The following is an 11023-nucleotide window of genomic DNA, read 5'->3' as shown; positions in this document are numbered from 1 at the left end:
GCGACAAGTCGGGGTGTAAGGCTTCCGGTGGGCGCCGAGTTTGATGGTCCGTCTATGCTCCAGGAAGCGGAAAATCCTTCGTACTCAAAGGCTTAACCGTTCATGCGGAAGATTCGGCGGCATTATCGCAATGCCTGCAAATTTGGCGATATACGAGACGCGTGGACGCTGGGAATTGCTTCGGAATCTTAATCAAGAAGCGGAAAAGAGAAAGTCCCGCAAGCTTGTGACTTGCGGGACTCTTTCAGTCGATCCTGGCGGAGCGGACGGGACTCGAACCCGCGACCCCCGGCGTGACAGGCCGGTATTCTAACCAACTGAACTACCGCTCCTTGGTTGATGCTCAACCCAAACTGCTGTGAACCGGAAACTGGTGGGTGCTGAGAGGCTCGAACTCCCGACCTACGCCTTGTAAGGGCGCCGCTCTACCAACTGAGCTAAGCACCCGTTCCGCGATTCAAGCGTTGCTGCTTTTTGCTACTCCGCGCTAACCAGCAGCTCATGTAAGAGTTGCCGTATCCAGCGAGTCCGCTAGTTTAGCGCATCCTTCAGCGCTTTGCCAGGCCGAAATTTCGGCACCTTGGCCGCCTTGATCTTGATGGCCGCGCCCGTGCGCGGATTGCGTCCCGTACGCGCCACGCGCTTGCCCACGGCAAAGGTTCCGAACCCCACGAGCGTTACCGTTCCGCCCTTCTTCAAGGTCGCGCTCACGCCGCCGATCACGGCTTCGAGTGCACGCCCCGCTGCCGCCTTGGAAAGATCGGCTTGCTCCGCGATATGGTCGATCAGGTCATTCTTGTTCATTGCGATCCCCGAATCTGTAATGGCACGATGTGGTCGATGTCGTTTCGCATCGAAACGAGCAGCATCGATTTTTCGATTCGATGCGCGGCCATTAAACGCAGCCGAAACGGGAGTGTCAACGAGGGTTGCGCCTGATTTCATCTGCTTTGGAAGCACTGCTCGAATTCGTCGACGCAAACAAAAAGACCCCGCAAGCGTGAACCTGCGGGGTCTTTTTTACGACTTGGGCCGTAAGTGCGGCAGCGTCAATGAAGCGTGCTTCAGTGCTTCACGAACTCGCCGACAGCCGGACCATCTTTCTTCGCTTCAGCGGCCACTGGCGGCTTGGCTTCTTCTTCCGGCAACGGTGCCGGCGCGCGTTCGAGCGCCAGTTCCAATACGCGATCGATCCAGCGAACCGGAATGATCTCGATGGCGTTCTTCACGTTGTCCGGAATGTCGGCCAGATCCTTGGTGTTTTCTTCAGGGATCAGCACGAGCTTGATGCCGCCGCGATGCGCCGCCAGCAGCTTCTCCTTCAACCCGCCGATAGGCAGCACTTCGCCGCGCAGCGTGATTTCGCCCGTCATCGCGACATCCGCGCGAACCGGAATACCGGTCAGCACAGAAACCAGCGCCGTCGTCATGGCGATACCGGCGGACGGACCGTCCTTCGGCGTCGCACCTTCGGGCACGTGAATGTGGATGTCCTTCTTCTCGAAGGCCTCGTCCGACACACCGAGACGACGCGAACGCGAACGCACCACCGAGCGCGCCGCTTCGACGGATTCCTTCATCACGTCGCCGAGCGAACCCGTGCGGATCACGCCACCCTTGCCGGGCATGACCGCCGCTTCGATCGTCAGCAAATCGCCGCCGACTTCCGTCCACGCAAGACCCGTCACCTGACCGATCTGGTTTTCCTTCGCGGCCAGACCGAAGTCGTACTTGCGCACGCCGAGGAAGGTGTCGATGTTCGTGCCATCGACCTTCACCGCGCCTTCGGCCTTCTTCAGCAACAGCATCTTCACGACCTTGCGGCAGATCTTCGACACTTCACGTTCGAGCGAACGCACGCCCGCTTCACGCGTGTAGTAGCGAATGATGTCGCGGATGGCTTGTTCCGCCACTTCGATCTCGCCGTCCTTCAGACCGTTGTTGCGCTTTTGCTTCGGCAACAGATAACGCTGCGCAATGCTGACCTTCTCGTCTTCCGTGTAACCCGAAAGGCGGATGACTTCCATCCGGTCGAGCAGCGGCGGCGGGATATTGAGCGAGTTCGACGTCGCGACGAACATCACGTCCGACAGGTCGAAGTCCACTTCGATGTAATGGTCCGCGAACGTATGGTTCTGTTCCGGGTCCAGCACTTCGAGCAACGCCGATGCAGGATCGCCGCGGAAATCCATCCCCATCTTGTCGACTTCGTCGAGCAAGAAGAGCGGATTGCGCACGCCGACCTTGGTCAGGCTTTGCAGAATCTTGCCGGGCATGGAACCGATATACGTGCGACGGTGCCCGCGAATCTCGGACTCGTCATGCACGCCGCCAAGCGCCATGCGCACGAATTTGCGATTGGTCGCGCGAGCGATGGACTGCCCAAGCGACGTCTTGCCGACGCCCGGAGGCCCGACGAGGCACAGAATCGGCGCCTTCACTTTCTCCACGCGCTGTTGAACCGCGAGATATTCGAGAATGCGTTCCTTGACCTTTTCCAGACCGAAGTGGTCTTCGTCGAGCACGCGCTCGGCATTGGTCAGGTCGTTGTTGACCTTGCTCTTCTTGCGCCACGGCAAACCAATAAGCGTGTCGATGTAATTGCGCACGACAGTGGCTTCCGCCGACATCGGCGACATGAGCTTGAGCTTCTTGAGCTCGGCGTCCGCCTTCTTCTTGGCTTCCTTCGGCATGCGCGCGGCCGTGATGCGCTTCTCGAGTTCTTCGAGATCCGCACCCTCTTCGCCTTCGCCCAATTCCTTCTGGATAGCCTTGACCTGTTCGTTCAGGTAATACTCGCGCTGGCTCTTCTCCATCTGGCGCTTCACGCGGCCACGGATACGCTTCTCGACCTGGAGGATGTCGATTTCAGCTTCGAGTTGCGCGAGCAAATGCTCGAGGCGTTCGATCACAGGGAACATCTCGAGGATGTGCTGCTTTTGATCGAGCTTGAGCGGCAAATGCGCGGCGATGGTGTCCGCGAGACGACCCGCTTCGTCGATGCCCGACAGCGACGTCAGGATCTCGGGCGGAATCTTCTTGTTGAGCTTCACGTACTGATCGAACTGCGACACGATCGCGCGACGCAGCGCTTCAGTCTCGGCGCTGTCGGCGTGGTCGGGTTCGAGCGGCATCACATCGCAGGAAAATTGCGTTTCCTGTTCTTCGATGGACAGCGTCTTTGCGCGCTGCAAGCCTTCGACGAGCACCTTCACGGTACCGTCCGGCAGCTTGAGCATTTGCAGGATGTTGGCGACACACCCTACTTCGTACATGTCCTTTTCGGTCGGCTCGTCCTTCGCCGCCGTTTTCTGGGCGACGAGCATGATGTGCTTGCCACCTTCCATCGCGGCTTCGAGCGCCTTGATCGACTTGGGCCGCCCGACGAAGAGCGGAATCACCATATGCGGGAAAACGACTACGTCGCGCAGCGGGAGCAGCGGCAACGTGATGCGTTCCTGCGGGAGGAGTTGGGTTCCTGACATTTCATTTCCCCATTAATGGAATCGGTTCGTTCGTAAGTAAGGCCGTTAAGAGCTATTGCAAGCCTTTATCGGAAGGGAAAAGTCGTTAGTCGACGACCTGGTCAGTAACGTCCACAATAAACCGAAAAAATAAACAAAGGCCGTTCACGTTGCCATGAACGGCCTTTCGCCGGGACACAGCCTGCTTCAGTTCGACCCTGCTACTTTCGGTGCGTCTTCGTAGATGAGCAACGGCTTGCCGTCGCCGTCGATCGTGTTGTCGTCGACGATCACCTTCGAAACGCCCTTCATGGTCGGCAGCTCGTACATGACATCGAGCAACGCTTGTTCCAAGATCGAACGCAACCCGCGCGCACCCGTCTTGCGACGAATGGCTTTTTGCGCGATGGCCTGCAGTGCCGCCGGACGAATCTCCAGTTCCACGCGTTCCATGGCAAAGAGCTTGTGATATTGCTTCACCAGCGCATTTTTCGGCTCGATCAGAATCTTCACGAGCGCGGCTTCGTCAAGCTTGCCGAGCGTGGCCACAACCGGCAGACGGCCGATCAGTTCGGGAATAAGACCGAACTTGATCAGATCTTCCGGTTCCACATCCCGCAGTACTTCGCCGGCATCGCGATCCTGCTTGCTCTTCACGCTCGCGCCAAAACCAATGCCAGTTTTTTCCGTACGATCGGTAATGACTTTCTCGAGCCCGTCGAACGCGCCGCCGCAAACGAACAGGATGTTGGTCGTGTCGACCTGAATGAAGTCCTGGTTCGGATGCTTGCGCCCGCCTTGCGGCGGCACCGAAGCCATCGTGCCTTCGACAAGTTTCAGCAGCGCCTGCTGGACGCCCTCGCCCGACACGTCGCGCGTGATGGACGGGTTATCCGACTTGCGGCTGATCTTGTCGATTTCGTCGATATAAACAATTCCGCGCTGCGCCTTGTCGACTTCGTAGTTGCAGTTCTGCAGCAGCTTCTGGATGATGTTTTCGACGTCTTCACCGACATAACCGGCTTCGGTCAGCGTGGTGGCGTCGGCAATGACGAACGGCACGTTCAGCATGCGTGCAAGCGTCTGCGCGAGCAGCGTCTTGCCGGAGCCGGTCGGCCCGATCAGCAAGATGTTGCTCTTCGACAGCTCGATCTCGTCTTTCTTGTCGAGGTGCTTGAGACGCTTGTAGTGGTTGTACACGGCCACGGCGAGAATTTTCTTCGCGCGTTCCTGGCCGATGACGTACTGGTTGAGGATGTCGCTGATTTCCTGCGGGCTCGGCAGGTCGGACTTGGTCAGCCCGGCCTCTTCTGCCGCGCCGGCCGCTTCGTCGCGAATGATCTCGTTGCACAAGTCGATGCATTCATCGCAGATGAACACGGACGGCCCAGCGATGAGCTTCTTCACCTCATGCTGGCTCTTGCCGCAAAACGAGCAATACAGCAGCTTTTCGCTGCTGGAACCTTTTTTGTCCGCCATAAATGTGTGAGCCTCCGGACACTCTTGTTACATGATACGCCCTTCGATCCGGCCACGCAGTTTCGCCTGTGTGGCCCGTCCGAAGCGCGTTTTGGCGCGGTTCGCGTGACGCCGCATGCGCCACTCGCAACAGCCGGCTTCGTGTTTCGTGGAAGCCGGCGCGGCGTCGTTCCGGACGCCTTAAGGACGCTTGTGCAAAACCTGGTCAACGATGCCGTACGCTTGCGCGTCATCGCCCGACATGAAGTTGTCGCGGTCGGTGTCGCGTGCAATGCGCTCGACCGGCTGGCCCGTGTGATGCGACAGCAATTGGTTCAGACGCTCCTTCAAGTACAGGATTTCCCGCGCTTGAATTTCGATGTCCGACGCCTGACCACGCGCGCCACCTAGCGGCTGGTGAATCATCACGCGCGCATTCGGCAACGCGACGCGCTTGCCCTTTGCGCCCGACGCCAGCAGGAACGCGCCCATGCTTGCGGCGAGCCCCATGCAAAGCGTGGTGACGTCGGGTTTGACGAATTGCATCGTATCGTAGATTGCCATGCCGGCTGAAACCGAACCGCCCGGGCTATTGATGTAGAGGCTGATGTCCTTGTCCGGATTTTCGCTCTCGAGAAACAGCAACTGCGCGACGACAAGATTCGCCGACTGATCATTGACTTCGCCCACGAGAAACACCACGCGCTCTTTCAGGAGGCGCGAATAGATGTCATAGGCACGCTCGCCGCGGCCGCTGGTTTCCACGACCATCGGAACGAGGCCGAGCGCCTGGGCTTCGAAGTCCCGCGATGCGTGGGACGCCAGTGTGTCGAGCAATTCAGCGCGAAAGGTCATGCAATTTCCTTGTTCGGAATAGGGATACTGATCGACGAAGGAGCATCCGGTAGAACGGCATGCGTACGCACAAACTTTAATGCAAAAAAGGCGTGAGGGCCGTCAGTCCGACGACCCGCACGCCCCCGGGCTCTACGCGTCAGGCTTGCGCCGTTGCGCTGGCCAGTTCCTCGAAGCTGACTTCCTTGTCGGTCACCTTGGCCTTGCCGAGAACGAAATCGACGACGTTGCTTTCAACGACGTACGCTTCCATTTCGGAGAGGCGCTGCTGATTCGAATAATACCAGCGGACGACTTCCTTCGGGTCTTCGTAGCTCTTGGCGAATTCGTCCACTTCCGCGCGGATCTGCTCGGGCTTGGCCTGCAGTTCGTTGGCCTTCACCAGTTCTGCCAGCACGAGGCCCAGCTTCACGCGACGCTCGGCTTGTTCAGCGAACATTTCGGCGGGGATCGGTGCGTCGGCAGCGTTCGGCACGCCACGTTGTTGCAGATCCTGGCGCGCCATTTCGACGAGACGTTCCTGGTCCTGTTCGATCAGCGCCTTCGGCACGTCGAGTTCGGAAATCTTGAGCAACGCGTCCATGACCTGATTCTTCACGATCTGCTGCGTGCGGCGCTTTGCTTCGCGCTCAAGGTTGTCCTTGATCTCGCCGCGCATTTTCGTGAGATCGCCGTCTTCGATACCGAGCGACTTCGCGAATTCCGCGTCGATTTCCGGCAGATGCGGCCACTCGATCTTTTTCACGGTGACGGCGAACTGCGCGGTCTTGCCGGCGACGTCCTTGCCGTGATAGTCCTCGGGGAACGTAAGGTCGAACTCGCGCGTTTCGCCGACCTTCAGGCCGGTCGCTGCTTGTTCGAATTCCGGCAACATGCGGCCTTCGCCCAAGACGAACGCGAAGTCTTCCGCACTGCCGCCTTCGAACGGCACGCCGTCGAGCTTGCCGACGAAGTCCAGCGTGACGCGGTCGCCTTCCTTGGCCGCCGTGTCAGCGCCGCCGTCGCCATGCTCGCCGCCTTCGCCGCGCGCGTGGAAGTGCACGCGCTGCTTGCGAAGGATGTCGAGCGTACGGTCGACTTCGGCTTCGGAAATGGTCGTGACGGTGCGTTCGATTTCAGCGGTGGCGACGTCGCCGAGCTTCACTTCGGGATAGACCTCGAAGGTCGCGTCGAATGCGTAGTCTTCCGCAGCGGCTTCGACCTTCGGCGCAAAGCTCGGCTGGCCCGCGACGCGCAGGTTTTCGGTGCGCGTGACGTCGAAGAATTCCTTGCCGACCTTGTCGCTCAGCACTTCGGCTTCGACCTGACCGCCGTATTGCTGCGTGACCATCTTGAGCGGCACCTTGCCCGGGCGGAAGCCCGGCATGCGCACGGTCTTGGCCAACTGGCGGATGCGCGAGTCCACTTCCTTCTGCACGGTGTCTTTCGGCAGCGAGATGGTGACGCGGCGTTCGAGCTTGCCGAGGTTTTCAACTACGTTAGCCATGGCTTCAATCGTCCTAGAGTATTCGGGTGTTCGGTGTTCGGTTCTTCCGCGGTTCTGGTTGCGCGGGTCCGGATGAGTTCTGCATGAGCCGCGCCGGGTGCGATGTCGGGCTTCGAAAACGCGCCGCCATGTCGAGACAAGGGAGCGCATCTCGCGACCGCCAGATGTTCGCCAACGCCGAGTCAGCCGGCAGAGCCAAGTATTCTAGCAAACAAATCGCACGGCCTCTGACCACGAAACCCGCTTGGCCCGTTTCGAGCGATTTGCACGGTTTTTCAGCGCAATTCCACTCGAAATACACATTTTGAGTCCATCGGCGCGACACTGCGATGGCGGTTATCGCACCTTCGCTATTTTGCTGCGGGCGGAGCGCTGATAAGCTTGCCGGCGCGTGATTCACGAGAAGCGAAAGGAGCGCGCATTGCGTTGCGCGCTCGATTACCTCAACGCATGAAGCGCATGCGCCATACGCATGGCGACGCGCGATGCAATGCGCTTACATCGGGCTTCGCTTCGGCTTTTCAACGTCCACTCACACAGAAAATATTCGAGACACCATGCCTAACGTCACGTCTGCCACGTCTGCCCCTGTCGTCGTCATCGCGCCCGATTCGTTCAAGGGTGCGCTTTCCGCCGAGGGCGTTGCCAACGCCATTGCAGAGGGCATTTTGCGCGCGCGTCCGGATGCCGAAATACGCATTCATCCAATGGCCGATGGCGGCGAAGGCACGCTCGACGCCATGCTCTCCGCAGGCGGCGAACGACGTCTGCTCAACGTGCGCGGCGCGGCTTCGGCCCGGCGCGACGCGGCGACCGGATTGCTGGCGGATGGCGGCGCGATCATCGAGACGGCCGAAGTAGTCGGCATCACGGACCCGGACGGCATGGCGACGCCCGTCACGGAGCGCAGCACGCTCGGCATGGGCGAGGCGATTCGCGCCCTGCTCGATTCGGGCGCGCGCACGTTCTACGTTGCGCTGGGCGGCAGCAGCACGAACGACGGCGGCGCGGGTCTGCTCGTCGGGCTCGGCTTGAAGCTTTTCGATGCGAACGGGCGCGAACTCGAGCCGGTGCCGTCGGCGTTGGCGAAGATCGCGCGTATCGATGCGTCGGGGCTCGATCCGCGCGTGAAGGAAGCGGAGTTCATCGGCATGTCGGACGTCGATAATCCGCTCACCGGCGAGCACGGCGCGACCGCGATCTTCGGTCCGCAGAAGGGGGTGACGCCGGAGCAAGTGGCGACCATCGATGCCGCCCTCGCGCATTTCGCGGATCAACTCGAACCGGCGATGGGAATCGTCAAGCGCGACGAGCCGGGCGCGGGCGCGGCGGGTGGCCTGGGTTTCGCGCTGCATATGCTGGGCGCGCGCTTCGAAACCGGCGCCGAAGTGGTTGCGCGAGAGATCGGACTGGATGCGGCACTCGAGGGCGCTGACTGGCTCATCACCGGCGAAGGCCGGTCGGACGTGCAGACGCTGCACGGCAAGGCGCCGTTCATCGCCTGCAAACACGCGCGGGACGCAGACGTGCCGGCGACGCTTTTGTCAGGCGCGGTGGATTCGGCGGCGCTGCCGCGTCTGTCGGAGTTTTTCAGCGGATGCTTTTCGCCCGCGCCCGGCCCGATCACGCTCGATGTCGCAATTCGTGATGCCGCGCGCTTGCTGGCGAACGAAGCGGAGCAGTTGACGCGGTTGAGGTTTGGAGCGAAGTGAAGGGTCGGTGCTTGCGAAATGGCAAGCGCCAACAAAAAACCCCTTTCAGAAACAAAGGGGTTTGTTTGGTGCGAGGAGCGGGACTCGAACCCGCACACCATTGCTGGCGTCAGGACCTAAACCTGGTGCGTCTACCAATTTCGCCATCCTCGCAGCACGACTTCGAGCGGGGTTTCGTTTTGCCGCGCAACCTTGGTTGCGTGGCGCCGCAAAGCGCCCGGCGCTGTTTCGCCGTGTTCGACACCGGTCCAGTGTGTCGAGCCCGAGATTCTAACGCATTCGTCTGGTGATGTCTGGGAAAATCCGTGACAGCTTTCTAGGGGCGTAATTTAGGCTCAGGGAAGGCATTGAATCTTCAGGAATCCTCGACGTCGATTGTTGCCAGGTTCGAGGATAGTCGCGTCTGTTGTGAGCCACCCGACAGCGAACGATTCAGGGCTCACGCATCCGTTCACGGTTCAAAGCGTCTCCTCCGGCGCGGCTCGTCAAATTGCGACGCGCGATCGAGTGCGAGAAGCCGCAGCGTGCATCGTCAGACGGACACGCCGCCCAACTCCACCATGACCACTTCGCCTTTGGCCTGCGAGCGTCCGGCGAAATCGATACCCGATTGCCCCATCAGCTTCCTGATCTCGTCAGGCATCCTTTCGCTTGCTTGCGCTGCCGCAATCGGCCTGTCGATATGCGACAGAAACTGCCGCACGCTAGATGGCGGCAGGAACACGAAAACGTTCAGCGGATAAGACAGCTTTGCATCGCTGGCGCGGTTGGCCGTGATGTGCAGTCCCATGGTCGGCGAGACGTGCATCTGACGCGGACACACTCGAAAATCGAAGCCGAAATCGCTTGCCACGCTTCTCAGGAGAAACGGCAGGCATCTGTCTCCAAACTGCTTGTTCTCGGTCTTGCTGAGGGCCATGGCAGCCTCCGGTGCGCGCACGGTTCGTTCACGAGCGCCCAGTGTTGCGCGGCGCGAAAACGGCGTCGGTGGGTCGGCGCACATCCGCGTCGATCACCGTGCATCGGGAAGACGTTCGCCGCGCCTGGCAGCGGAGCCTTTCGCGGGCGGATAAAATAGACATCGCGTCACGTTCATGCGTCAGAACAATCAAAGCCGGACGCCCCGCCCCACTTGGCCTACCCCACAAGCTCAGTTCGTGAATTTCGACGATTATTGCCAGCAAAAAGCCGCGCCCGAAGGCTCGGGCACTTACTACGCGCTCCGTCGCGCGCCCACGGCGCGTCAGCCGCTTTTGAGCGCGCTCTATGCGTTGCGGCGCGAACTCGAAGAGACCGTGAAGGAAACGAGCGACCCGACCATCGGGCGGACCAAGCACGCGTGGTGGCAAAACGAACTAGGCAAGCTCGATGCCGGTGCACCCACGCATCCCGTGACGAAAGCCTTGCTGGCGCACGCGCCGTCCGCGGCGCAACCCGTGCTCGAAGATGCCGGCCGCGCGCTGATCGATGGCTTCGGCATGGATCTCGATCAGGCGCGCTATCTGGACTGGCCAGGACTGCGTCGCTATCTGGAGCAGACTGGCGGCGCGTTCGGAACGGCGGTCGCGCGTGCGACCGCGCGCGATCCGGCGCAGGCCGCGTCGTGGGCGGCGCCGCTCGGTTCGGCGCTCTTGCTGGCCGAGCGCGTGCAGGAGATCGGCGACGACGCGCGACATGGACGCATCTACGTCCCTATCGACGAACTGCAGCGCTTCGGCGTGACGGCGGCGGACATCATCAATCGCAAATACAGCGATAGCTTCACGGAACTGATGCGCTTCCAGACCGAACGCGCCCGACGTGCGCTCGAAGATGCGCTTGCCGCAATACCGCCGGCCGAGCGTTCATCGCAACGTGTTTTGCGCTCGCAGGCGGCGCTGTCGCTTGCGCTGCTCGACGAGATCGAGCGCGAGGGTTTTCAGGTGCTGCACCAGCGGATAGCGCTAACGCCAATTCGGAAGCTCTGGATCACCTGGCGGACGCGATAGGTGCGTGGACAGCGCTTTTCATTGCTGTTGATTCTTCGGCGCGTCGATTGGACGCGGGTC

The 11023-nt window shown here is 60.6% G+C and carries 8 protein-coding genes and 3 tRNA genes; 2 read left to right on the top strand and 9 right to left on the bottom strand.

Going from position 1 to position 11023, the window contains the following annotated elements; all coding sequences use genetic code 11:
- Nucleotides 1-255: 255 nt before the first annotated feature.
- The 7 genes from NCT04_RS07855 to tig form a co-directional block, all read right to left on the bottom strand.
- A tRNA-Asp gene (locus tag NCT04_RS07855) sits at nucleotides 256-332 on the bottom strand.
- Nucleotides 333-371: 39 nt separating this feature from the next.
- Nucleotides 372-447 (bottom strand) — tRNA-Val (locus tag NCT04_RS07850).
- Between the two features lie 84 nt (nucleotides 448-531).
- A complete protein-coding gene (locus NCT04_RS07845) occupies nucleotides 532-804 on the bottom strand; it encodes an HU family DNA-binding protein (protein WP_250464824.1) in 273 nt (90 codons plus the stop codon).
- Nucleotides 805-1064: 260 nt separating this feature from the next.
- A complete protein-coding gene (gene lon, locus NCT04_RS07840; RefSeq protein WP_244827924.1) occupies nucleotides 1065-3485 on the bottom strand; it encodes an endopeptidase La in 2421 nt (806 codons plus the stop codon).
- A gap of 186 nt (nucleotides 3486-3671) precedes the next feature.
- Nucleotides 3672-4943, bottom strand: a complete 1272-nt coding sequence (gene clpX, locus NCT04_RS07835; RefSeq protein WP_244827925.1) for an ATP-dependent Clp protease ATP-binding subunit ClpX — start codon at nucleotides 4941-4943, stop codon at nucleotides 3672-3674.
- Between the two features lie 180 nt (nucleotides 4944-5123).
- Nucleotides 5124-5777, bottom strand: coding sequence for an ATP-dependent Clp endopeptidase proteolytic subunit ClpP (gene clpP, locus NCT04_RS07830; RefSeq protein WP_244827926.1), 654 nt, complete (start codon nucleotides 5775-5777; stop codon nucleotides 5124-5126).
- Nucleotides 5778-5916: 139 nt separating this feature from the next.
- Nucleotides 5917-7263: a trigger factor gene (gene tig, locus NCT04_RS07825; protein ID WP_244827927.1), complete on the bottom strand. Its 1347-nt coding sequence runs from the start codon at nucleotides 7261-7263 to the stop codon at nucleotides 5917-5919.
- A 557-nt stretch (nucleotides 7264-7820) separates the two neighbouring features.
- Here tig and NCT04_RS07820 point away from each other — a divergent pair.
- Nucleotides 7821-8975: a glycerate kinase gene (locus NCT04_RS07820; protein ID WP_250464822.1), complete on the top strand. Its 1155-nt coding sequence runs from the start codon at nucleotides 7821-7823 to the stop codon at nucleotides 8973-8975.
- A 66-nt stretch (nucleotides 8976-9041) separates the two neighbouring features.
- Here NCT04_RS07820 and NCT04_RS07815 read toward each other — a convergent pair.
- Together NCT04_RS07815 and NCT04_RS07810 are read right to left on the bottom strand one after the other, a co-directional pair.
- Nucleotides 9042-9128 (bottom strand) — tRNA-Leu (locus tag NCT04_RS07815).
- A gap of 379 nt (nucleotides 9129-9507) precedes the next feature.
- Nucleotides 9508-9894: a hypothetical protein gene (locus NCT04_RS07810; protein WP_250464820.1), complete on the bottom strand. Its 387-nt coding sequence runs from the start codon at nucleotides 9892-9894 to the stop codon at nucleotides 9508-9510.
- Between the two features lie 238 nt (nucleotides 9895-10132).
- Here NCT04_RS07810 and NCT04_RS07805 point away from each other — a divergent pair, with 238 nt between their 5' ends.
- On the top strand, nucleotides 10133-10963 hold the full coding sequence (locus NCT04_RS07805; RefSeq protein ID WP_250464818.1) for a squalene/phytoene synthase family protein: 831 nt from the start codon (nucleotides 10133-10135) through the stop codon (nucleotides 10961-10963).
- Nucleotides 10964-11023 lie beyond the last annotated feature (60 nt).

This window comes from Caballeronia sp. GAFFF2 (genome assembly GCF_023631485.1).
Lineage (GTDB): Bacteria > Pseudomonadota > Gammaproteobacteria > Burkholderiales > Burkholderiaceae > Caballeronia.
The sequence above is the reverse complement of the archived record's forward strand: the minus strand, read 5'-3'. Positions and strand labels throughout refer to the sequence as shown.

Coding starts and splice junctions, on each gene's coding strand:
- clpP (WP_244827926.1), bottom strand. CDS start 5,777: ATGACCTTTCGCGCTGAATTGCTCGACACACTGGCGTCCCACGCATCG.
- NCT04_RS07845 (WP_250464824.1), bottom strand. CDS start 804: ATGAACAAGAATGACCTGATCGACCATATCGCGGAGCAAGCCGATCTT.
- NCT04_RS07820 (WP_250464822.1), top strand. CDS start 7,821: ATGCCTAACGTCACGTCTGCCACGTCTGCCCCTGTCGTCGTCATCGCG.
- tig (WP_244827927.1), bottom strand. CDS start 7,263: ATGGCTAACGTAGTTGAAAACCTCGGCAAGCTCGAACGCCGCGTCACC.
- NCT04_RS07810 (WP_250464820.1), bottom strand. CDS start 9,894: ATGGCCCTCAGCAAGACCGAGAACAAGCAGTTTGGAGACAGATGCCTG.
- lon (WP_244827924.1), bottom strand. CDS start 3,485: ATGTCAGGAACCCAACTCCTCCCGCAGGAACGCATCACGTTGCCGCTG.
- clpX (WP_244827925.1), bottom strand. CDS start 4,943: ATGGCGGACAAAAAAGGTTCCAGCAGCGAAAAGCTGCTGTATTGCTCG.